The following is a 22,152-nucleotide window of genomic DNA, read 5'->3' as shown; positions in this document are numbered from 1 at the left end:
TGCGCCGGGGTCGTCCACGTCAGTCCAGGAGATTCCGCAACCGTGGCTTCCACGAACGACCTCAAGAACGGCCTGGTGCTCAAGCTCGAAGGCGGCCAGCTCTGGTCCGTCGTCGAGTTCCAGCACGTCAAGCCCGGCAAGGGCCCCGCATTCGTGCGCACCAAGCTCAAGAACGTGCTGTCCGGCAAGGTCGTCGACAAGACGTTCAACGCCGGCGTCAAGGTCGAGACGGCCACTGTCGACAAGCGCGACATGCAGTTCTCGTACATGGACGGCGAGTACTTCGTCTTCATGGACATGGAGACCTACGACCAGCTCATGGTCGACCGCAAGGCGGTCGGCGACGCCGCCAACTTCCTGATCGAGGGCTTCACGGCCACCGTCGCGCAGCACGAGGGCGAGGTCCTCTTCGTCGAGCTGCCGGCCGCCGTCGAGCTCGTCGTCCAGGAGACCGAGCCGGGCCTGCAGGGCGACCGCTCCACCGGCGGCACCAAGCCCGCCACCCTGGAGACCGGTCACCAGATCCAGGTCCCGCTCTTCATCACCACCGGTGAGAAGATCAAGGTCGACACGCGCACGAGCGACTACCTCGGCCGGGTGAACAGCTAACCGTGGCTGCCCGCAACACGGCCCGCAAGCGCGCCTTCCAGATCCTCTTCGAGGGCGACCAGCGCGACGCCGACGTCCTGACGGTCCTGGCGGACTGGATCCGGCACTCCCGGGAAGACACCCGGCAGCCGCCGGTGAGCGAGTACACGATGCAGTTGGTCGAGGGCTACGCGGAGCACGCGACGCGCATCGACGAGCTGATCGCGCAGTACTCGGTCGGCTGGACGCTGGACCGGATGCCGGTCGTCGACCGCAACATTCTGCGTCTGGGCGCCTTCGAGCTGATATGGGCCGACGAGACCCCGGACGCCGTGGTGCTCGACGAGATGGTGCAGCTGGCCAAGGAGTTCTCCACGGACGAGTCGCCCTCGTTCGTGAACGGCCTGCTGGGCCGGCTCAAGGACCTGAAGCCGTCGCTGCGCCGGGACGAGGCGTAAACCGGGACGCCGAGGCGGCTCGAGACGCGAAATTGCCTGAGGGCCCGCAGCGTGAGCGTTGCGGGCCCTCAGGCGTGTGCGTACGTGAGCGCCCCCCGAGGCCCGCAGAAAGCCGCCGGGGTGGCCGGAACCGTGAAGTTCCGGCCACCCCGGCGGCACGTTTCTGCTGAGGCTGGGAGCGGCTCAGCTGTCCTCGTGGGACACCGCGCGACGCGCGTCCGCGTCCAGCACGCCCCAGCTGATCAGCTGCTCGGTGAGGACCGAGGGCGACTGGTCGTAGATGACGGCGAGTGTGCGCAGGTCGTCCTGGCGGATCGAGAGCACCTTGCCGTTGTAGTCACCGCGCTGGGACTGGATCGTCGCGGCGTAACGCTGGAGCGGGCCCGCCTTCTCGGCCGGGACGTGGGCCAGCCGCTCCAGGTCCAGGACCAGCTTCGGCGGGGGCTCGGCGGCCCCGCCCGGAGTGGTGCCGGGCAGCAGCTCCTGCACCGGAACGCCGTAGAAATCCGCCAACTCGGCAAGACGCTGCACGGTCACCGCGCGGTCGCCACGCTCGTACGAACCGACCACGACCGCCTTCCAGCGTCCCTGGGACTTCTCCTCGACACCGTGGAGGGAAAGGCCCTGCTGGGTGCGGATGGCCCGGAGCTTGGCCCCGAGCTGTTTGGCGTATTCGCTGGACATATAGCTCCCCGGACACTGGATCGACGCGGCCGCAGTGGTTTCGAGCCGCGCGTCTGGTAACTCACTGTGAGGTTACGCAGCGTGACTCTTCTGCGTCAAGCCGAATGGTCCACACCGACGCTTCCGTGAGAGTGGTGGCCGATTGGGCCAAGGGGGTGATCAGGGCCCCGGTCCGGCCTGCTACCGTGGATGGCGCAAATCCGACGTCCTTTAAGGTCCGTCCCGTGAGGCGGAGAAGGAGGTCCGTTTCGTATGGACAAGCAGGACACTTCCGATATCCAGGCGTCCGATGCCCGGCCCGTTCTCGAAGGCCCCGACATCGCACGCGTGCTGACCCGTATCGCCCACGAGATCGTCGAACGCGCCAAGGGCGCCGACGACGTGGTGCTCCTCGGCATCCCCACCCGAGGCGTCTTCCTCGCCCGGCGGCTCGCCGCGAAGCTGGAGGAGATCACCGACCGCGTGATTCCGGTCGGTTCGCTCGACATCACCATGTACCGCGACGACCTGCGCATGCACCCGCCGCGAGCGCTGGCCCGCACCGAGATCCCGGGTGACGGCATCGACGGCCGCCTGGTGGTCCTCGTCGACGACGTGCTCTTCTCCGGCCGCACCATCCGCGCAGCCCTGGACGCCCTGAACGACATCGGGCGGCCCCGCGCGGTGCAGCTCGCGGTCCTCGTCGACAGAGGCCACCGCGAACTGCCCATCCGCGCCGACTACGTCGGCAAGAACCTCCCCACGTCGTTGCGGGAGACGGTCAAGGTCCAGCTCCACGAGGAGGACGGTCGCGACACCGTGCTGCTCGGTGTGAAGCAGACCTAGCAGCAGGCACACGGGGGCACTTCTCGGTGCGCCCTCGCCTGCCCGGATCCTCCCGATACCTGAACTGCCTTACGGAGCCTGACAGATGCAGCGTCATCTCATCTCGGCCGCCGACCTCACCCGCGACGACGCCGTCCTGATCCTCGACACCGCCGAGGAGATGGCCCGGGTCGCCGACCGGCCGATCAAGAAACTGCCGACCCTGCGCGGCCGCACGATCGTCAACCTCTTCTTCGAGGACTCCACGCGTACGCGTATCTCCTTCGAGGCCGCCGAGAAGCGGCTCTCGGCGGACGTCATCAACTTCACCGCCAAGGGCTCCAGCGTGTCCAAGGGCGAGTCCCTCAAGGACACCGCCCAGACCCTGGAGGCCATGGGCGTCGACGCCGTCGTCATCCGCCACGGCGCCTCCGGAGCGCCGTACCGCCTCGCCAACTCCGGCTGGATCGACGCGGCCGTCATCAACGCCGGTGACGGCACCCACCAGCACCCGACCCAGGCCCTGCTGGACGCGTTCACCATGCGCCGCCGGCTCGTCGGGCGGGACGCGGGCATCGGCCAGGACCTCTCCGGCAAGCGCATCACGGTCGTCGGCGACATCCTGCACAGCCGCGTCGCCCGCTCCAACGTCGACCTGCTGCACACCCTCGGCGCCCAGGTCACCCTCGTCGCCCCGCCCACCCTGGTGCCGGTCGGCGTCGAGACCTGGCCCTGCGAGGTGGCGTACGACCTCGACAGCACGCTCGCCAAGTCCGACGCGGTGATGATGCTGCGCGTGCAGCGCGAGCGCATGAACGCCGCGTTCTTCCCGACCGAGCGCGAGTACTCGCGGCGCTACGGCCTGGACGGCGACCGCATGGCGCGGATGCCGGAGCACGCCATCGTGATGCACCCCGGCCCGATGGTCCGCGGTATGGAGATCACCGCCGAGGTCGCCGACTCCGACCGCTGCACCGTGGTGGAGCAGGTCGCAAACGGAGTCTCCATCCGGATGGCCGTTCTCTACCTGCTTCTGGGCGGCAACGAGCCCGCCGTCAGCCACACCCGTACCGAGGAGAAGTAAGTCACATGAGCAAGATCCTGATCCGTGGTGCGAAGGTGCTCGGCGGCGAGCCGCAGGACGTGCTGATCGACGGCGCGACCATCGCCCAGGTGGGCGCCGGTCTGCCGGCCGAGGGCGCCGAGGTCGTCGAGGCCGGCGGCAAGGTGCTGCTGCCGGGACTCGTCGACCTGCACACCCACCTGCGCGAGCCCGGCCGCGAGGACTCCGAGACCGTCCTCACCGGTACGCGCGCGGCCGCCTCCGGCGGCTACACCGCCGTGTTCGCCATGGCCAACACCTTCCCGGTCGCGGACACCGCCGGTGTCGTCGAGCAGGTCTGGCGGCTGGGCAAGGAGCACGGCTACTGCGACGTCCAGCCCATCGGCGCCGTCACCGTCGGCCTGGAGGGCAAGAAGCTCGCCGAACTGGGCGCCATGCACGAGTCGGCCGCCGGCGTGACCGTCTTCTCCGACGACGGCAAGTGCGTCGACGACGCCGTGATCATGCGCCGCGCGCTGGAGTACGTGAAGGCCTTCGGCGGGGTCGTCGCCCAGCACGCGCAGGAGCCGCGGCTGACCGAGGGCGCCCAGATGAACGAGGGCATCGTCTCCGCCGAGCTGGGACTGGGCGGCTGGCCCGCGGTCGCCGAGGAATCGATCATCGCCCGGGACGTCCTGCTCGCCGAGCACGTCGGCTCCCGCGTCCACATCTGCCATCTGTCGACCGCCGGGTCCGTCGAGATCGTGCGCTGGGCCAAGTCCCGCGGCATCGACGTCACCGCCGAGGTCACCCCGCACCACCTGCTCCTCACCGACGAGCTGGTGCGCACCTACAACCCGGTCTACAAGGTGAACCCGCCGCTGCGCACCGAGCGGGACGTGCTCTCCCTGCGCGAGGCCCTGGCCGACGGCACCATCGACATCGTCGCCACCGACCACGCCCCGCACCCGCACGAGGACAAGGACTGCGAGTGGGCCGCGGCCGCCATGGGGATGGTCGGCCTGGAGACCGCGTTGTCAGTGGTGCAGGAGACCATGGTGGACACCGGGCTCCTCGACTGGGCCGGGGTCGCCGAGCGCATGTCCGCCACGCCCGCCCGCATCGGGCAGGCCACCGGACACGGGCGTCCCGTCTCGGCTGGTGAGCCCGCCAACCTCACGCTGGTCGACACGGAATACCGTGGCTCCGTGGACCCCGCGGGCTTCGCCTCGCGCAGCCGCAACACTCCGTACGAGGGGCGTGAGCTGCCGGGCCGTGTCACGCACACGTGGCTCCGGGGCAAGGCCACGCTCGTCGACGGGAAGCTCACGTGACACCAGTAACCCTGATCGCCGCCGGACTCGCCGCCGAGAAGAAGTCGGCCGAGGTCACCGACTGGGCCGCCCGTGTCGGCTGGCTCGTCGGCCTCGCCCTCTTCGTCGCGCTCGTCTACTGGCTGATGCGCGAGGGCTGGAAGTGGCGCGGCACGCTCCAGGGCGACCTGCCCGAGCTCCCCACCGTGCCCGACGACCCCGGCCCGGCGAGACTGAGCATGTGCGGTCGCTACCACGGCTCCACCACCGCGGGCCAGTGGCTCGACCGGATCGTGGCGCACGGCCTGGGCACCCGCAGCCGGGTCGAGCTCACCCTGACGGACGCGGGACTGGACGTCGTACGCCCCGGCGCGACCGACTTCTTCGTCCCGCGCGAAGCCCTGCGGGAAGCCGTGCTCGGCAAGGGCATCGCGGGCAAGGTCCTGACCGAGGGCGGGCTCCTCGTCGTGACCTGGGCGCACGGCGAGCGACTGATCGACTCGGGGTTCCGCTCGGACCACGCGGCCGAGCACACCGACTGGGTCGACGCCATTAACTCCATGATCAACAAGACGGAAACGGAAGGCGCACGATGACGACCTCCACAAGGGGGGCCACCAAGGCCCCCGCGGTACTCGTCCTGGAGGACGGCCGGATCTTCCGCGGCCGTGCCTACGGGGCCGTGGGGGAGACCTTCGGCGAGGCCGTGTTCTCCACCGGCATGACCGGCTACCAGGAGACCCTGACCGACCCCTCGTACGACCGCCAGATCGTCGTCGCGACCGCCCCGCAGATCGGCAACACCGGCTGGAACGACGAGGACGACGAGTCCCGGCGCATCTGGGTCTCCGGCTACGTCGTGCGCGACCCCGCGCGCGTGCCGTCCAACTGGCGGGCCAAGCGCTCCCTGGACGACGAACTGGTCGCGCAGGACATCGTCGGGATCTCCGGCATCGACACCCGCGCGCTCACCCGCCACCTGCGCGAGCGCGGCTCCATGCGCGCCGGGATCTTCTCCGGCGAGGCGATCGCCGGCGAGCCCGAGCTCGTCGCGCGCGTGCAGGCCCAGCCCCACATGAAGGGCGCCTCGCTGTACGAGGAGGTCGCCACCAAGGAGACGTACGTCGTCCCCGCGGTCGGCGAGAAGAAGTTCACCGTCGCCGCCATCGACCTCGGCATCAAGGGCATGACCCCGCACCGCATGGCCCAGCGGGGCATCGAGGTGCACGTGCTGCCGGCCACGGCGAGCGTCGACGAGGTCTACGCCGTCGAGCCGGACGGGGTGTTCTTCTCCAACGGACCCGGCGACCCGGCGACCGCCGACGGCCCGGTCGCGCTCATGACCGCCGTGCTGGAGCGGAGGACGCCGCTGTTCGGCATCTGCTTCGGCAACCAGATCCTGGGGCGGGCCCTCGGCTTCGGCACCTACAAGCTGAAGTACGGGCACCGGGGCATCAACCAGCCCGTGCAGGACCGGACCACCGGCAAGGTCGAGGTCACCGCGCACAACCACGGATTCGCCGTGGACGCGCCGCTCGACAAGGTCAGCGACACGAAGTTCGGCCGCGCCGAGGTCTCCCACGTGTGCCTGAACGACGACGTCGTGGAAGGGCTCCAGCTGCTCGACCAGCCGGCGTTCTCCGTCCAGTACCACCCCGAAGCGGCAGCCGGCCCGCACGACGCCGCCTACCTGTTCGACCGCTTCGTATCTCTGATGGAGGGCCAGCGTGCCTAAGCGCACCGATATCCAGTCCGTCCTGGTCATCGGCTCCGGCCCGATCGTCATCGGCCAGGCCGCCGAGTTCGACTACTCCGGCACCCAGGCGTGCCGCGTGCTCAAGGCCGAAGGCCTGCGCGTCATCCTCGTCAACTCCAACCCGGCGACGATCATGACCGACCCGGAGATCGCCGACGCCACCTACGTCGAGCCGATCACCCCGGAGTTCGTCGAGAAGATCATCGCCAAGGAGCGCCCCGACGCCCTGCTGCCCACCCTGGGCGGCCAGACGGCCCTCAACACCGCGATCTCGCTGCACGAGGCCGGCACCCTCGACAAGTACGGCGTCGAGTTGATCGGCGCCAACGTCGAGGCCATCAACAAGGGCGAGGACCGCGACCTGTTCAAGGGCGTCGTGGAGGAGGTCCGCAAGAAGATCGGGCACGGCGAGTCCGCCCGCTCGGTCATCTGCCACTCCATGGACGACGTCCTCAAGGGCGTCGAGACGCTCGGCGGCTACCCGGTCGTCGTCCGCCCGTCCTTCACCATGGGCGGCGCCGGCTCCGGCTTCGCGCACGACGAGGAGGAGCTGCGCCGGATCGCCGGCCAGGGCCTGACCCTCTCGCCGACCACCGAGGTGCTCCTGGAGGAGTCCATCCTCGGCTGGAAGGAGTACGAACTGGAGCTGATGCGCGACAAGAACGACAACGTCGTGGTCGTCTGCTCCATCGAGAACTTCGACCCGATGGGCGTGCACACCGGCGACTCGATCACCGTCGCGCCCGCGATGACGCTCACCGACCGCGAGTACCAGCGGCTGCGTGACGTCGGTATCGCGATCATCCGCGAGGTCGGCGTCGACACCGGCGGCTGCAACATCCAGTTCGCGATCGACCCGGTCGACGGTCGCGTGATCGTCATCGAGATGAACCCGCGCGTGTCGCGTTCGTCGGCGCTCGCCTCCAAGGCGACCGGCTTCCCGATCGCCAAGATCGCGGCGAAGCTGGCCGTCGGCTACACGCTCGACGAGATCCCCAACGACATCACCGAGAAGACCCCGGCGTCCTTCGAGCCGACGCTCGACTACGTGGTCGTGAAGGCCCCGCGGTTCGCCTTCGAGAAGTTCCCCTCCGCCGACTCCACCCTCACGACCACCATGAAGTCGGTCGGCGAGGCCATGGCGATCGGCCGCAACTTCACCGAGGCCTTCCAGAAGGCGCTGCGCTCGCTGGAGAAGAAGGGCAGCCAGTTCACCTTCGTGGGCGAGCCCGGCGACAAGGCGGCCCTCCTGGAGGAGTCCGTACGGCCCACCGACGGCCGTATCAACACCGTCATGCAGGCCATCCGCGCCGGCGCCACGCCCGAGGAGGTCTTCGCGTACACGAAGATCGACCCCTGGTTCGTCGACCAGCTCTTCCTGATCAAGGAGACCGCGGACGAGCTGGCCGCCGCCGAGCGCCTGGACGCCGATCTGCTCGCCGAGGCCAAGCGGCACGGCTTCTCCGACCAGCAGATCGCCGAGATCCGCGGCCTGCGCGAGGACGTGGTGCGCGAGGTGCGGCACGCGCTCGGCGTACGCCCGGTCTACAAGACCGTCGACACCTGCGCGGCCGAGTTCGCCGCGAAGACGCCGTACTTCTACTCCTCCTACGACGAGGAGAGCGAGGTCGCGCCCCGGACCAAGCCCGCGGTGATCATTCTGGGCTCCGGCCCGAACCGCATCGGCCAGGGCATCGAGTTCGACTACTCCTGCGTGCACGCCTCCTTCGCGCTGTCGGACGCCGGGTACGAGACGGTGATGGTCAACTGCAACCCGGAGACCGTCTCCACCGACTACGACACCTCCGACCGGCTGTACTTCGAGCCGCTCACGCTGGAGGACGTCCTGGAGGTCGTCCACGCGGAGCAGCAGGCCGGTCCGGTCGCGGGCGTCATCGTGCAGCTCGGCGGCCAGACGCCGCTGGGCCTGGCGCAGGCGCTCAAGGACAACGGCGTGCCGGTCGTGGGCACCTCGCCCGAGGCGATCCACGCCGCCGAGGACCGCGGCGCCTTCGGCCGGGTCCTCGCCGAGGCGGGCCTGCCGGCCCCCAAGCACGGCACCGCCACCACCTTCGCCGGCGCCAAGGCCATCGCGGACGAGATCGGCTACCCGGTCCTGGTACGGCCCTCCTACGTCCTCGGCGGACGCGGCATGGAGATCGTCTACGACGAGACCCGCCTGGAGTCCTACATCGCCGAGTCGACCGAGATCAGCCCCTCGCGGCCGGTCCTCGTCGACCGCTTCCTGGACGACGCCATCGAGATCGACGTCGACGCCCTCTACGACGGCCAGGAGCTCTACCTGGGCGGCGTGATGGAGCACATCGAGGAGGCCGGCATCCACTCCGGCGACTCGGCGTGCGCGCTGCCGCCGATCACCCTGGGCGGCTTCGACATCAAGCGCCTGCGGGCCTCCACCGAGGCCATCGCGCGCGGGGTGGGCGTCCGGGGCCTGATCAACATCCAGTTCGCGATGGCCGGGGACATCCTCTACGTCCTCGAAGCCAACCCGCGCGCGTCCCGCACCGTCCCCTTCACCTCGAAGGCGACCGCGGTGCCGCTCGCCAAGGCCGCCGCCCGGATCTCGCTGGGCGCGACCGTCGCCGAACTGCGTGCCGAGGGCCTGCTCCCGGCCAACGGCGACGGGGGCGAACTCCCGCTGGACGCGCCGATCTCCGTCAAGGAGGCCGTCATGCCGTGGTCGCGCTTCCGCGACATCCACGGCCGCGGCGTCGACACCGTCCTGGGCCCGGAGATGCGCTCCACCGGCGAGGTCATGGGCATCGACTCCGTCTTCGGCACGGCGTACGCCAAGTCCCAGGCGGGCGCCTACGGCCCGCTCCCGACCAAGGGCCGCGCCTTCATCTCGGTGGCCAACCGCGACAAGCGCTCGATGATCTTCCCGGCGCGCGAGCTCGTCGCCCACGGCTTCGAACTGCTCGCCACCTCCGGCACGGCCGAGGTCCTCAAGCGCAACGGCATCAACGCCACCGTCGTGCGCAAGCAGTCCGAGGGCACCGGCCCGAACGGCGAGAAGACCATCGTCCAGCTCATCCACGACGGCGAGGTCGACCTGATCGTCAACACGCCGTACGGCACCGGCGGCCGCCTCGACGGCTACGAGATCCGTACGGCGGCCGTGGCGCGGTCGGTCCCGTGTCTGACGACGGTCCAGGCGCTCGCCGCCGCCGTCCAGGGCATCGACGCCCTCAACCACGGTGACGTGGGAGTCCGTTCGCTCCAGGAACACGCGCAGCATCTGACCGCGGCCCGCGACTAGCAGCCCTGAGGGGGACACCGGAAACGGTGTCCCCCTCTTCATGAGGACACCATGTACAAGATCTTCTTCAATCTCGTCTTCCAGCGCATGGACCCCGAGAAGGCCCACCACCTCGCCTTCCGCTGGATCCGGCTCGCCGTCCGCATCCCCGTGCTGCGCACCTTCGTGGCGGCCGCCCTCGCGCCCCGCTACAAGGAACTGCGCACCGAGGCCTTCGGGCTGCGTATGCACGGCCCCTTCGGCCTCGCCGCGGGCTTCGACAAGAACGCGGTCGCGATCGACGGCATGGCGATGCTGGGCTTCGACCACATCGAGATCGGCACGGTGACGGGGGAGGCCCAGCCGGGCAACCCCAGGAAGCGGCTGTTCCGCCTGGTGCCGGACCGCGCGCTCATCAACCGCATGGGCTTCAACAACGAGGGCTCACTGGCCGTCGCGGCCCGGCTGGCGTCCCGTGAGCCGGTCTTCAAGACCGTCGTGGGCGTCAACATCGGCAAGACCAAACTCGTCCACGAGACCGAGGCGATCGGCGACTACGTGAAGTCCGCGGAGCGGCTCGCGCCGTTCGCCGACTATCTCGTCGTCAACGTGTCCTCGCCCAACACACCCGGCCTGCGCAACCTTCAGGCCACCGAGGCGCTGCGGCCGCTGCTGACCGCCGTCCGCGAGGCCGCCGACCGGATCGTCGCGAACCGCCGGGTCCCGCTCCTGGTGAAGATCGCGCCCGATCTGGCCGATGAGGACGTCGACGCGGTCGCCGACCTGGCCGTCGAGCTCGGCCTGGACGGCATCATCGCCACCAACACCACCATCGCGCGCGAGGGACTCGGTCTGACGTCCGGACCCGCCCTGGTGGAGGAGACCGGCGGTCTCTCCGGAGCGCCCCTCAAGAAGCGCTCCCTGGAGGTCCTCAGGCGTCTGTACGCGCGCGTGGGCGACCGGATCACCCTGGTGGGCGTCGGGGGCGTCGAGAACGCCGAGGACGCCTGGCAGCGCATCCTGGCGGGTGCCACGCTGGTCCAGGGCTACAGCGCCTTCGTCTACGAGGGGCCCTTCTGGGCCCGCGCCATCCACAAGGGCCTCGCCGCGCGCCTGCGCACGAGCCCGTACGCCACCCTCGCCGACGCGGTCGGCGCCGACGTGAGGAACATCACCGTATGACCGAGCCCTTCGGCGCCCGACTGCGCCACGTCATGGACGAGCGTGGCCCGCTGTGCGTGGGGATCGACCCGCACGCCTCACTGCTCACCGAGTGGGGCCTGGCCGACGACGTCTCCGGTCTGGAGCGGTTCAGCCGCACTGTCGTCGAGGCGCTGTGCGACCGGGTCGCCGTGTTCAAGCCCCAGAGCGCGTTCTTCGAGCGCTTCGGCTCGCGCGGCGTCGCCGTCCTGGAGAAGACGGTCCAGGAGGCCCGTGCGGGCGGTGCGCTGGTGCTCATGGACGCCAAGCGCGGTGACATCGGCTCGACCATGGCCGCGTACGCCGAGGCCTTCCTGCGCAAGGACTCCCCGCTGTTCTCGGACGCGCTGACCGTGTCGCCGTACCTCGGCTACGGCTCGCTCTCGCCGGCCGTCGCGCTGGCGCGCGAGAGCGGTGCGGGCCTGTTCGTGCTGGCCCTGACCTCCAACCCGGAGGGCGGCGAGGTCCAGCACGCGGTCCGCGCGGACGGCCGGAACGTCGGCGCGACCATGCTGGCCCACCTGGCCGCCGAGAACACCGGCGAGGAGCCCCTGGGGTCCTTCGGCGCCGTCGTCGGGGCCACGCTGGGTGATCTGTCGACCTACGACCTCGACATCAACGGTCCGCTCCTGGCGCCCGGCGTCGGCGCGCAGGGGGCCACCCCGGCCGATCTTCCCCGGGTCTTCGGGGCGGCGATCCGCAATGTGGTCCCGAACGTCAGCCGGGGAGTGCTGCGGCACGGCCCCGACGCCGGTGCGCTGCGCGACTCCGCCGAGCGGTTCGCGGACGAGATCAGGTCGGCGCTGCCGAGCGCATGACGATGTTTGAACCCCTCGTTCGAGTCATCCGACGAGGGGTTCAAGGCCCGCTTGACTCTGAATACATCCTCAAATCCGGGGAAGTATGTCAGGAATGTCCGGCCTGGCGCAGGCTGACCAGGACTTTTCCGCTGTTCTCGCTGACTCTGGCGGACTTGCCCGCTAGTCTCCGACGCAGAGTCAACGGGCAAGCGTGTTGCTCGTGGCTCACCAGGTGTGGGGCGACTAGGTTCCTCACCGGTCCGTATCCGACAGTTCGACATCCGAGGTGACGTAGGCGTGGCTCTTCCGCCCCTTACCCCTGAACAGCGCGCAGCCGCGCTCGAAAAGGCCGCCGCGGCTCGCCGGGAGCGGGCCGAGGTCAAGAATCGACTCAAGCACTCCGGCGCCTCTCTCCATGAGGTCATCAAGCAGGGCCAGGAGAACGACGTCATCGGCAAGATGAAGGTCTCCGCCCTGCTCGAGTCCCTGCCGGGCGTGGGCAAGGTCCGCGCCAAGCAGATCATGGAGCGACTCGGCATCTCCGAGAGCCGTCGTGTGCGCGGCCTCGGCTCCAACCAGATCGCTTCGCTGGAGCGTGAGTTCGGCAGCACCGGTTCCTGAACCGGGTCACTCCGGGAAGGGAGTCCCGGGCACTCCGGGATTGCTGGAATAATCGCTGCATGGCTGCAACATTCCGGGGGACGACCCCCGAGCCCCCGGACGTACGTCCGCGGCTGACCGTGCTCTCCGGCCCCTCAGGGGTCGGCAAGAGCACGGTCGTCGCCCATATGCGCAAGGAACATCCCGAGGTCTGGCTCTCGGTGTCGGCGACGACCCGTAGGCCCCGCCCCGGCGAGAAGCACGGTGTCCACTACTTCTTCGTCACCGACGAGGAGATGGACAAGCTGATCGCCAACGGCGAGCTGCTGGAGTGGGCGGAGTTCGCCGGCAACCGCTACGGCACGCCGCGTGCGGCCGTGCTGGAGCGGCTGGAGGCGGGCGAGCCCGTCCTCCTGGAGATCGACCTCCAGGGCGCCCGGCAGGTCCGTGAGTCCATGGCGGACGCCCAGCTGGTGTTCCTGGCTCCTCCTTCCTGGGAGGAGCTCGTGCGCAGACTCACCGGACGGGGCACCGAGCCGCCCGAGGTGATCGCGCGCCGCCTGGACGCGGCAAAGATCGAACTGGCGGCTGAACCCGAGTTCGATGTGACCTTGGTCAACACCTCCGTCGAGGACGTGGCGCGCGAGCTGCTAGCCTTGATGGATGTTGTGTGATCGTGCCTGCTCATCGAGGCTTGATCATCCGCACTGATTCTTTCCCATCCATCGGAAGGTAGAGCGTGTCCTCTTCCATCTCCGCGCCCGAGGGCATCATCAACCCGCCGATCGACGAGCTCCTCGAGGCCACTGACTCGAAGTACAGCCTCGTGATCTACGCGGCCAAGCGGGCCCGCCAGATCAACGCGTACTACTCGCAGCTCGGCGAGGGCCTGCTGGAGTACGTCGGTCCGCTGGTGGACACCCACGTCCACGAGAAGCCCCTCTCGATCGCCCTGCGTGAGATCAACGCGGGTCTGCTGACGTCCGAGGCCGTCGAGGGCCCGGCGCAGTAGTAGTACTTTCAGCTTTTCGCTGACTTATCCACAGGCCCGGCAGCGCGACTGCCGGGCCTGTGGTGTGTGATGGACCCGTACGCCGCCCGCGTACGTTGCCGAGCCGGGGAGAGACGGTGGACAAGCCGAAGGTCGTGCTGGGGGTCAGCGGCGGCATCGCCGCGTACAAGGCCTGCGAGCTGCTGAGAAGGCTCACGGAGTCCGGCCACGACGTCCACGTCGTCCCCACCGCCTCCGCGCTGCACTTCGTGGGCGCCGCAACCTGGTCCGCGCTGTCCGGCAAGCCGGTCTCGACCGAGGTCTGGGACGACGTCCACGAGGTCCCGCACGTCCGCATCGGGCAGCACGCGGACCTCGTCGTGGTGGCCCCCGCCACGGCCGACATGCTCGCCAAGGCGGCACACGGCCTGGCGGACGACCTCCTCACCAACACGCTCCTCACGGCCCGCTGCCCCATCGTCTTCGCGCCCGCCATGCACACCGAGATGTGGGAGCACCCGGCCACCCAGGAGAACGTGGCGACACTGCGGCGCCGCGGCGCCACCGTGATCGAACCGGCCGTCGGCCGACTGACCGGCGTCGACACCGGCAAGGGCCGGCTGCCGGAACCCGCCGAGATCTTCGAGGTCTGCCGCCGCGTGCTGGCCCGCGGTGCCACCGAGCCCGACCTCCAGGGCCGGCATGTCGTCGTCAGCGCCGGCGGCACCCGCGAGCCCCTCGACCCGGTCCGCTTCCTCGGCAACCGCTCCTCCGGCAAGCAGGGGTACGCCCTCGCTCGCACCGCGGCCGCGCGTGGCGCCCGGGTCACGCTGATCGCGGCGAACACCGGCATGCCGGATCCGGCCGGGGTGGACGTGGTCCCGGTGGGGACGGCCGTACAGCTGCGCGAAGCGGTCCTGAAGGCGGCGGCCGACGCCGACGCCGTCGTCATGGCGGCGGCGGTCGCGGACTTCAGGCCGCAGACGTACGCGGCCGGAAAGATCAAGAAGAAGGACGGTCAGGACCCCGAGCCCATCGTCCTGGTGCGGAATCCGGACATCCTCGCCGAGATCTCGGCCGAGCGTGCCCGCCCCGGCCAGGTGATCGTCGGGTTCGCCGCCGAGACCGACGACGTGCTGGCCAACGGCCGTACGAAGCTGGAGCGCAAGGGGTGCGACCTCCTCGTCGTCAACGAGGTGGGCGAGCGCAAGACCTTCGGGTCGGAGGAGAACGAGGCGGTGGTGCTGGGCGCCGACGGCAGTGAGACCCCGGTGCCGCACGGCCCGAAGGAGTTCCTGGCCGAAACGGTCTGGGACCTGGTGGTGAGCCGCCTGCACTGAACGCTTCATCCGCTTCTCGGCTCTCACGTACCTCTGCCGCAGAGGTGTGGCGCCCCTGGCCAAGTCCGCTCGGAATTGGGCACAATGCCCGTGCCGCAGGTCACGGCACTCCCGATGGGCGAGACAGGGGGTCCGGTGGCCGAGGGCGACCGATAAACTGTTCTCGGACGATGCCGGGCGCAGCCCCCGACCGTCCGCCAATGATCAGCCAGCAGCCGCTGCAACCCCAGGGAGCGTTGTGTCCCGTCGTCTGTTCACCTCGGAGTCTGTGACCGAGGGCCACCCCGACAAGATCGCTGACCAGATCAGTGACACCATCCTCGACGCGCTCCTCAAGGAGGACCCGGCTTCCCGGGTCGCGGTCGAGACCCTGATCACCACTGGTCTGGTGCATGTGGCCGGTGAGGTCACGACCAAGACCTACGCGCCGATCGCCCAGCTGGTGCGCGACAAGATCCTGGAGATCGGTTACGACTCCTCGAAGAAGGGCTTCGACGGCGCCTCCTGTGGTGTCTCGGTGTCGATCGGCGCGCAGTCCCCGGACATCGCGCAGGGTGTCGACACGGCGTACGAGAACCGGGTCGAGGGCGACGAGGACGAGCTGGACCGCCAGGGCGCGGGCGACCAGGGTCTGATGTTCGGCTACGCGACGGACGAGACCCCGACGCTGATGCCGCTGCCGATCTTCCTGGCGCACCGTCTGGCCAAGCGCCTGTCCGAGGTCCGCAAGAACGGCACCATCCCCTACCTGCGCCCGGACGGCAAGACGCAGGTCACCATCGAGTACGACGGTGACAAGGCCGTCCGTCTCGACACGGTCGTCGTCTCCTCGCAGCACGCGTCCGACATCGACCTGGAGTCCCTGCTGGCCCCCGACATCCGCGAGTTCGTCGTGGAGCCGGAGCTCAAGGCGCTTCTGGACGAGGGCATCAAGCTGGAGACGGAGAACTACCGCCTCCTGGTCAACCCGACCGGCCGGTTCGAGATCGGCGGCCCGATGGGTGACGCGGGCCTGACCGGCCGCAAGATCATCATCGACACCTACGGCGGCATGGCCCGTCACGGTGGCGGTGCCTTCTCGGGCAAGGACCCGTCGAAGGTGGACCGCTCGGCGGCGTACGCGATGCGCTGGGTCGCCAAGAACGTCGTGGCGGCCGGGCTCGCCTCGCGCTGCGAGGTCCAGGTGGCCTACGCCATCGGCAAGGCCGAGCCCGTGGGCCTGTTCGTCGAGACCTTCGGCACCGAGAAGGTCGACACGGACAAGATCGAGAAGGCGATCGACGAGGTCTTCGACCTCCGTCCGGCCGCGATCATCCGCGACCTCGACCTGCTGCGCCCGATCTACTCCCTGACGGCGGCGTACGGCCACTTCGGCCGGGAGCTGCCGGAGTTCACGTGGGAGAAGACGGACCGCGTGGAGGCGCTGCGCAAGGCCGCGGGCCTGTAGGTCCGTAAGCCCCCTGCGGCTTGCCGCGAGGCCCGGTGTCCCTCTGGGATGCCGGGCCTCGCGGCGTCCTGGGGCGCCGGGCCCCGCGGGTCACTGGCCCCTCCCTTCGGGTTCGGGCGCGTCGGTTGTCAGCGGGGTTTGGTAAGAATGCAAGCGTGAGCAGCGAGAACGGGTCGGTGGACGGTGGCGCCGAGGGAGCGCAGCCCGAGCAGCTTGCGCTCATTCGGGAGAGTGTGCGGAACGCCAAGGTGCCGCGGGCCAAGCCGCGGACGTGGCGGGGGGCCGCGCTGGCCAAGGAGCTGCCGGTCGCGCGGGTGCTCGTCGACAAGGGGGTGCTGCATCTCGACCGCTACTTCGACTACGCCGTGCCCGAGGAGCTGGACGCGGACGCGCAGCCGGGGGTGCGGGTGCGGGTGCGCTTCGGCGCCGGGCGGGGGCGGGTCCGGGAAGGGCGGCGTGAGGGCGGGGGACTGATCGACGGGTTTCTCGTCGAGCGGCTCGCGGAGTCGGACTACTCCGGGCCGCTGGCGGCGCTCGCCCAGGTCGTCTCGCCCGAGCCGGTGCTCGGCGAGGAGCTTCTGGGGCTCGCGCGGGCCGTCGCCGACCGGTACGCGGGCAGCCTCGCCGACGTGCTGCAGCTCGCCGTGCCGCCTCGCAGCGCCCGGGCCGAGCAGCGGCCTTCGCCCGAGCCGTTGCCGCCGCCCGCCGCGCCGGAGCCGGGGTCCTGGGGACGGTACGAGCGTGGAGGCGCGTTTCTGGAGTCACTGGCCTCGGGGGGCGCGCCGCGCGCGGTGTGGAACGCCCTGCCCGGGCCGGAGTGGAGTGAGGAGCTGGCGAGGGCCATTGCCGCGACCTTGGCCTCGGGTCGGGGCGCGCTGGTCGTCGTGCCGGACGGGAGGGCTGTCGCGCGCGTCGACGCCGCGCTGACCTCGGTGCTGGGCGAGGGACGGCACGCGGTCCTGACCGCCGACGCCGGGCCCGAGAAGCGGTATCGGCAGTGGTTGGCCGTGCGGCGGGGCGCGGTGCGGGCCGTGGTCGGGACGCGGGCCGCCATGTTCGCCCCGGTGCGGGACCTGGGACTCGTCGCTCTGTGGGACGACGGCGACGACAGCCACAGCGAGCCGCACGCCCCGCAGCCGCATGCGCGCGAGGTATTGCTGCTACGGGCCGCGCAGGACAAGTGCGGTTTTCTGCTGGGGAGTTGGAGCTGCACGGTCGAGGCGGCGCAGCTCGTGGAGAGCGGGTGGGCCCGGCCGCTCGTGGCCTCGCGGGAGCAGGTGCGGGCCGTCGCCCCACTGGTGCGGACCGTCGGCGACCAGGATCTCGCGCGGGACGAGGCGGCGCGGGCGGCTCGGCTGCCCACGCTCGCCTGGCAGGCCGTCAGGGAGGGCCTGCGGCACGGGCCGGTGCTCGTACAGGTACCGCGGCGGGGGTACGTGCCGCGGATGGCCTGCGCCAACTGCCGGGAGCCCGCGCGGTGTCGGCACTGTGCCGGACCGCTGGAGGGGCAGGAGTCCGCGGCGGCGCTGCGGTGCGGGTGGTGCGGGCGCGAGGAGAGCTCCTGGCACTGTCCGGAGTGCGGGGGGTTCCGGTTGCGGGCGCAGGTGGTGGGGGCCCGGCGCACCGCGGAGGAACTGGGGCGGGCGTTTCCGGCCGTTCCGGTGCGGACGTCGGGGCGTGAGCATGTGCTGGACACCGTGCCGGGTGCACCGGCGCTGGTCGTGAGTACGCCGGGTGCGGAGCCGGTCGCCGAGGGCGGGTACGCGGCGGCGCTGTTGCTGGACGGCTGGGCCATGCTCGGGCGACCCGATCTGCGGGCCGGGGAGGACGCGCTGCGGCGGTGGATCGCGGCGTCGGCGCTGGTGCGGGCGCAGGAGGCCGGGGGCACCGTGGTGGTGGTCGCCGAGCCCACGCTGCGGCCCGTGCAGGCGTTGGTGCGCTGGGACCCCGTGGGCCATGCGGTGCGGGAGCTGGGGGAGCGAGCCGAGTTGGGCTTTCCGCCGGTGTCGCGGATGGCCGCGGTGTCGGGGACGGGGGAGGCGCTCGCCGAGTTCCTGGCGGCCGCGGAACTGCCTGAAGAGGCCGAACTGCTGGGGCCCGTGCCCTTGCCGGTGACGGGGGCCGCGGGACCTCGGAGGGTGGGGGCACCGCCGGTCGGGGAGCGGTGGGAGCGGGTGCTGGTGAGGGTTCCGCCGGGGCGAGGGGCCGCGCTGGCGGCTTCGCTCAAGGCCGCGCAGGCTTCGCGGATGGCTCGGGGCGGAGGGAGCGGGGGCGAGGGAGCGGTATGGGTGCGGATCGATCCCCCTGACATCGGGTGACGTTGGGAGTGGGAGCGGGGCACGGAGGGTGGGTGCGGGCGGGAGCGTCGGCCCATCCCGGCCGCGGGGGGACTGGGGTCCACACGGCCCGGCGATCTCCGACGGTCGCTGGAGGGGGGTCTGACCGGTCGCGGGACGGGCGCATGACCGGTCTCGGGACCGGCGTACGGACCGATCGCGGAACGGCCGTACGCCAGGTGGCCCCGGACATGCGTCTGCCCTCCCGGTCGTGAGGTGGGAGGGCAGAGAAGGAGGACGGGTCAGCCGTTGCGGGGGCCGGGGAAGGCGGTGGGCCTTGCCTCCTCGCGGAGGGCGGGGCTGCCCGCGGTGGGCTGGGTCGGCATGGAGCGGGCCGCGGGGACCGTGGGAACCGATGGCACCGTGGGGACACCGGTGTTGACGCTGACCGTGCGGGTTCCCGACGGCTCCGTGGCGCGCTCGGCGTCGGCCGTCGCTTGAGCCGCGGCGCGACGGGCGCCGTAACGGCGGTGGACCGCCTGCTTGGTGACGCCGAGGGCGGAGCCCACCGCGTCCCACGAGAAGCCGAGCGAGCGGTCGAAGTCGACCGCGGCCGTCACCAGGGTCTCGACACTGTCCCGCAGTTCCTGCGCGAGACGGACCGTGGGGGCGGGGGCGCGTCCGTAGACGACGAAGCCCGTGGAGGGACCGGAGCGGCGCGGGCGGTAGACGTTGCCCAACTGGGCGGTCAGCGTGCGCAGTGCGTCCACCTGCCGGCGGACCCGCTCGATGTCCCGCACCAGCAAGTGCAGGCTGGCCCGAGCCTGGGCGTCGTGGGTTGCGTGGTCGGCCATGAACAAGCCTCTCGAACCGGCGTTGAAAAGGATGGGGCCGCGATCGCGGCCCGTTGTGGTCAACTCTTTCTTGACCAACGCGGTTACGCCCCGCTGGTCACGCACTGGGGGCGTACCGGCATATGCGTGCGCCGGGGGTGGGAGGCGCGCGCCTTGATCGGGGACACGGGCCTCGCCTGTGGGGTCCCGCTCCGGCCGTGCGGCTGTCCGAGCTCGCCATAGACTTGTGTGTCGCCCGTCGTCACCCGTGCGAGTCACCCGTCCGAGAGGCCCTGCCCACCCATGAAGCTCGTCTTCGCCGGTACCCCCGAGGTCGCCGTTCCCGCCCTGGACGCTCTCATCGCCTCCGGACGGCATGAGGTCGCCGCCGTCGTCACGCGGCCGGACGCACCGGCCGGCCGGGGACGCAGGCTGGTCGCGAGCCCGGTCGCGGAGCGGGCCGAGGAGGCGGGGATCGAGGTGCTCAAGCCCGTCAAGCCGCGGGACCCGGAGTTCCTCGAGCGGCTCCGCGAGATCGCCCCGGACTGCTGCCCCGTCGTCGCCTACGGCGCGCTGCTGCCCCGAGTCGCCCTCGACATCCCCGCCCACGGCTGGGTCAACCTGCACTTCTCGCTGCTGCCGGCCTGGCGTGGGGCCGCGCCCGTGCAGCACTCCATCATGGCGGGGGACGAGATCACGGGCGCCTCGACCTTCCTCATCGAGGAGGGCCTGGACTCCGGGCCCGTCTACGGCACCGTCACCGAGGAGATCCGGCAGACCGACACCAGCGGTGACCTGCTGACCCGGCTGGCCTTCGCCGGGGCGGGGCTGCTCGCCGCGACCATGGACGGCATCGCGGACGGCACGCTGAAGGCCGTACCGCAGCCGACCGAGGGCATCACCGTCGCCCCGAAGATCACTGTCGAGGACGCCCGGGTCGACTGGGCCGCGCCCGCGCTGCGGGTGGACCGGGTCGTGCGGGGGTGCCACCCCTCGCCCGGCGCCTGGACGACCTTCCGCGGCGAGCGGCTCAAGCTCATCCAGGTCCAGCCGGTTCCCGACCGCACGGATCTCGCCCCCGGCGCGCTCGCCGTCGGCAAGAACAGCGTCCACGTCGGTACCGGGTCGTACGGCGTGGAACTGCTGTGGGTGCAGGCACAGGGGAAGAAGCCGATGAAGGCCGCGGACTGGGCGCGGGGAGCCAGGATCTCGGAGGGGGAGAGCGTCGGTGCGTGACGGGGCCGGCAGGGTGGCTGCGGCCCCGCCCCTCGAAGGGTGACGCACCCCCCGGCGGACGTACTCTTGGGGCGTCAGCAGACCTTGAACCCGGAGCACCTTTTTCGTGAGCGAGCAGCCCCGTCGGCCCCGCAAACCCGGCAAGCCCTACCGTCGGCCCCAGAAGGACCCCGTCCGCTTCCTCGCCTTCGAGGCGTTGCGGGCCGTGGACGAGCGGGACGCGTACGCCAACCTCGTCCTGCCGCCGCTGTTGCGCAAGGCGCGGGAGAAGGACGGTTTCGAGGCGCGGGACGCGGCGCTCGCCACCGAGCTCGTGTACGGGACGCTGCGGCGGCAGGGGACGTACGACGCGATCATCGCCGAGTGCGTGGACCGGCCGCTCCGTGAGGTCGATCCGCCGGTGCTGGACGTGCTGAGCCTCGGGGCGCACCAGCTGCTCGGGACGCGCATCCCGACGCACGCCGCCGTGTCCGCCTCCGTCGAGCTCGCCCGGGTCGTACTCGGGGACGGACGGGCCAAGTTCGTCAACGCCGTACTGCGGAAGATCGCGCAGGACGACCTCGACGGGTGGATCGCGAAGGTCGCTCCGCCCTACGACGAGGATCCCGAGGACCATCTCGCCGTCGTGCACTCCCACCCCCGCTGGGTCGTCTCCGCGCTGTGGGACTCCCTCGGCGGCGGGCGGGCCGGTATCGAGCGGCTGCTGGAGGCCGACAACGAGCGGCCCGAGGTGACCCTCGTCGCCCGGCCGGGGCGGTCCGCCGCCGAGGAGCTGCTGCGCGAGGAGTCCGCCGTACCGGGGCGCTGGTCGCCGTATGCCGTACGGCTGGCCGAGGGCGGGGAGCCCGGGGCCGTAGACGCCGTACGCGAAGGCCGGGCCGGGGTGCAGGACGAGGGCAGTCAGCTGGTCGCGCTGGCCCTCGCGAACATGCCTGTCGAGGGACGGGACGAGAAGTGGCTCGACGGGTGTGCGGGGCCGGGCGGCAAGGCCGCGCTGCTCGCCGCGCTCGCCGCCGAGCGGGGGGCGATGCTGCTCGCCTCCGAGAAGCAGCCGCATCGGGCCGGGCTCGTGGCCAAGGCGCTCGCCGGGAATCGGGGGCCGTATCAGGTGATCGCCGCGGACGGGACCAGGCCGCCGTGGCAGCCGGGGAGCTTCGACCGGGTGCTGATGGACGTGCCGTGCACGGGGCTCGGCGCGTTGCGGCGGCGGCCGGAGGCCCGGTGGCGGCGTCGGCCGGAGGACCTGGAGGGGTTCGGGCCGCTGCAGCGGGAGTTGCTGAGTACCGCGCTGGACTCCGTCAGGGTGGGCGGGGTGGTGGGGTACGCGACCTGTTCTCCTCACCTTGCGGAGACCCGGGCGGTGGTGCAGGACGTGTTGAAGCAGTGGCCGACGGCTGAGCTCGTCGACGCGCGGCCGTTGTTCCCCGGGGTGCCTGAGCTGGGGGACGGGCCTGATGTACAGCTGTGGCCGCATGTGCATGGGACCGACGCCATGTACATGGCGATCATCCGCAGGACGGGGTGA

20 protein-coding genes are annotated in these 22,152 nt (G+C 70.8%); 18 read left to right on the top strand and 2 right to left on the bottom strand.

Annotation, left to right across the window (positions count from 1 at the left end; genetic code table 11):
• Window positions 1-42 precede the first annotated feature (42 nt).
• A complete protein-coding gene (gene efp / locus H293_RS0108500) occupies window positions 43-609 on the top strand; it encodes an elongation factor P (RefSeq protein WP_020117452.1) in 567 nt (188 codons plus the stop codon).
• Window positions 610-611: 2 nt separating this feature from the next.
• Window positions 612-1,046 (top strand): transcription antitermination factor NusB, encoded by a 435-nt coding sequence (gene nusB, locus H293_RS0108495; protein WP_020117451.1) that lies wholly within the window; start codon window positions 612-614, stop codon window positions 1,044-1,046.
• Window positions 1,047-1,229: 183 nt separating this feature from the next.
• Here nusB and bldD read toward each other — a convergent pair whose 3' ends face one another.
• On the bottom strand, window positions 1,230-1,730 hold the full coding sequence (gene bldD, locus H293_RS0108490) for a transcriptional regulator BldD (protein ID WP_007380685.1): 501 nt from the start codon (window positions 1,728-1,730) through the stop codon (window positions 1,230-1,232).
• 252 nt (window positions 1,731-1,982) lie between these two features.
• On the opposite strand from bldD, the gene pyrR reads away from it, so the two are divergent.
• The 14 genes from pyrR to H293_RS0108420 all read left to right on the top strand — a co-directional run bounded on the left by pyrR (window position 1,983) and on the right by H293_RS0108420 (window position 18,600).
• Window positions 1,983-2,555 carry a bifunctional pyr operon transcriptional regulator/uracil phosphoribosyltransferase PyrR gene (gene pyrR, locus H293_RS0108485; protein WP_020117450.1) on the top strand — a complete coding sequence of 191 codons (573 nt, stop codon included), beginning with the start codon at window positions 1,983-1,985 and terminating at the stop codon, window positions 2,553-2,555.
• A gap of 85 nt (window positions 2,556-2,640) precedes the next feature.
• On the top strand, window positions 2,641-3,618 hold the full coding sequence (locus H293_RS0108480; RefSeq protein ID WP_020117449.1) for an aspartate carbamoyltransferase catalytic subunit: 978 nt from the start codon (window positions 2,641-2,643) through the stop codon (window positions 3,616-3,618).
• A 5-nt stretch (window positions 3,619-3,623) separates the two neighbouring features.
• On the top strand, window positions 3,624-4,910 hold the full coding sequence (locus H293_RS0108475; protein WP_020117448.1) for a dihydroorotase: 1,287 nt from the start codon (window positions 3,624-3,626) through the stop codon (window positions 4,908-4,910).
• On the top strand, window positions 4,907-5,485 hold the full coding sequence (locus H293_RS0108470; RefSeq protein WP_020117447.1) for a PH-like domain-containing protein: 579 nt from the start codon (window positions 4,907-4,909) through the stop codon (window positions 5,483-5,485). The genes H293_RS0108475 and H293_RS0108470 overlap by 4 nt, the downstream gene beginning before the upstream one ends.
• Complete coding sequence (gene carA / locus H293_RS0108465) at window positions 5,482-6,624, top strand: glutamine-hydrolyzing carbamoyl-phosphate synthase small subunit (protein WP_020117446.1); 1,143 nt, start codon at window positions 5,482-5,484, stop codon at window positions 6,622-6,624. Before H293_RS0108470 ends, carA begins: the two co-directional genes overlap by 4 nt.
• Window positions 6,617-9,925, top strand: coding sequence for a carbamoyl-phosphate synthase large subunit (carB, locus tag H293_RS0108460; RefSeq protein ID WP_020117445.1), 3,309 nt, complete (start codon window positions 6,617-6,619; stop codon window positions 9,923-9,925). Before carA ends, carB begins: the two co-directional genes overlap by 8 nt.
• A 51-nt stretch (window positions 9,926-9,976) precedes the next feature.
• Window positions 9,977-11,086, top strand: coding sequence for a quinone-dependent dihydroorotate dehydrogenase (locus tag H293_RS0108455; protein ID WP_020117444.1), 1,110 nt, complete (start codon window positions 9,977-9,979; stop codon window positions 11,084-11,086).
• Window positions 11,083-11,922 carry an orotidine-5'-phosphate decarboxylase gene (pyrF, locus tag H293_RS0108450; RefSeq protein ID WP_020117443.1) on the top strand — a complete coding sequence of 280 codons (840 nt, stop codon included), beginning with the start codon at window positions 11,083-11,085 and terminating at the stop codon, window positions 11,920-11,922. Before H293_RS0108455 ends, pyrF begins: the two co-directional genes overlap by 4 nt.
• Before the next feature lie 279 nt (window positions 11,923-12,201).
• Window positions 12,202-12,525, top strand: a complete 324-nt coding sequence (locus H293_RS0108445; protein WP_003977346.1) for an integration host factor — start codon at window positions 12,202-12,204, stop codon at window positions 12,523-12,525.
• Between the two features lie 59 nt (window positions 12,526-12,584).
• Window positions 12,585-13,178 carry a guanylate kinase gene (gmk, locus tag H293_RS0108440; RefSeq protein ID WP_028807668.1) on the top strand — a complete coding sequence of 198 codons (594 nt, stop codon included), beginning with the start codon at window positions 12,585-12,587 and terminating at the stop codon, window positions 13,176-13,178.
• Window positions 13,179-13,243: 65 nt separating this feature from the next.
• Window positions 13,244-13,516, top strand: a complete 273-nt coding sequence (gene rpoZ / locus H293_RS0108435; protein ID WP_003988945.1) for a DNA-directed RNA polymerase subunit omega — start codon at window positions 13,244-13,246, stop codon at window positions 13,514-13,516.
• Between the two features lie 116 nt (window positions 13,517-13,632).
• Window positions 13,633-14,835, top strand: a complete 1,203-nt coding sequence (gene coaBC, locus H293_RS0108430; protein WP_020117441.1) for a bifunctional phosphopantothenoylcysteine decarboxylase/phosphopantothenate--cysteine ligase CoaBC — start codon at window positions 13,633-13,635, stop codon at window positions 14,833-14,835.
• A gap of 238 nt (window positions 14,836-15,073) precedes the next feature.
• Entirely contained in the window at window positions 15,074-16,282 is a 1,209-nt protein-coding gene (metK, locus tag H293_RS0108425; protein ID WP_020117440.1) for a methionine adenosyltransferase, read from the top strand.
• Between the two features lie 155 nt (window positions 16,283-16,437).
• On the top strand, window positions 16,438-18,600 hold the full coding sequence (locus H293_RS0108420; RefSeq protein ID WP_020117439.1) for a primosomal protein N': 2,163 nt from the start codon (window positions 16,438-16,440) through the stop codon (window positions 18,598-18,600).
• Between the two features lie 260 nt (window positions 18,601-18,860).
• Here H293_RS0108420 and H293_RS0108415 read toward each other — a convergent pair whose 3' ends face one another.
• Entirely contained in the window at window positions 18,861-19,412 is a 552-nt protein-coding gene (locus H293_RS0108415) for a hypothetical protein (RefSeq protein WP_020117438.1), read from the bottom strand.
• A gap of 282 nt (window positions 19,413-19,694) precedes the next feature.
• On the opposite strand from H293_RS0108415, the gene fmt reads away from it, so the two are divergent.
• Window positions 19,695-20,627, top strand: a complete 933-nt coding sequence (gene fmt, locus H293_RS0108410; RefSeq protein WP_020117437.1) for a methionyl-tRNA formyltransferase — start codon at window positions 19,695-19,697, stop codon at window positions 20,625-20,627.
• 106 nt (window positions 20,628-20,733) lie between these two features.
• The gene (locus H293_RS0108405) at window positions 20,734-22,152 is read left to right on the top strand and encodes an RsmB/NOP family class I SAM-dependent RNA methyltransferase (RefSeq protein ID WP_020117436.1); all 1,419 of its coding nucleotides are present in this window, start codon (window positions 20,734-20,736) and stop codon (window positions 22,150-22,152) included.

It is taken from the genome of Streptomyces canus 299MFChir4.1, assembly GCF_000383615.1.
Lineage (GTDB): Bacteria > Actinomycetota > Actinomycetes > Streptomycetales > Streptomycetaceae > Streptomyces > Streptomyces canus_C.
Note: the sequence above shows the minus strand (reverse complement) of the source record. Positions and strands in the feature narration are given on the sequence as shown.

What these genes read in the sequence shown, in the direction of transcription:
- H293_RS0108475 (WP_020117448.1), top strand. Translation starts at nt 3,624, where the DNA reads ATGAGCAAGATCCTGATCCGTGGTGCGAAGGTGCTCGGCGGCGAGCCG.
- bldD (WP_007380685.1), bottom strand. Translation starts at nt 1,730, where the DNA reads ATGTCCAGCGAATACGCCAAACAGCTCGGGGCCAAGCTCCGGGCCATC.
- H293_RS0108455 (WP_020117444.1), top strand. Translation starts at nt 9,977, where the DNA reads ATGTACAAGATCTTCTTCAATCTCGTCTTCCAGCGCATGGACCCCGAG.
- carA (WP_020117446.1), top strand. Translation starts at nt 5,482, where the DNA reads ATGACGACCTCCACAAGGGGGGCCACCAAGGCCCCCGCGGTACTCGTC.
- gmk (WP_028807668.1), top strand. Translation starts at nt 12,585, where the DNA reads ATGGCTGCAACATTCCGGGGGACGACCCCCGAGCCCCCGGACGTACGT.
- H293_RS0108480 (WP_020117449.1), top strand. Translation starts at nt 2,641, where the DNA reads ATGCAGCGTCATCTCATCTCGGCCGCCGACCTCACCCGCGACGACGCC.
- H293_RS0108415 (WP_020117438.1), bottom strand. Translation starts at nt 19,412, where the DNA reads ATGGCCGACCACGCAACCCACGACGCCCAGGCTCGGGCCAGCCTGCAC.
- pyrR (WP_020117450.1), top strand. Translation starts at nt 1,983, where the DNA reads ATGGACAAGCAGGACACTTCCGATATCCAGGCGTCCGATGCCCGGCCC.
- fmt (WP_020117437.1), top strand. Translation starts at nt 19,695, where the DNA reads ATGAAGCTCGTCTTCGCCGGTACCCCCGAGGTCGCCGTTCCCGCCCTG.
- pyrF (WP_020117443.1), top strand. Translation starts at nt 11,083, where the DNA reads ATGACCGAGCCCTTCGGCGCCCGACTGCGCCACGTCATGGACGAGCGT.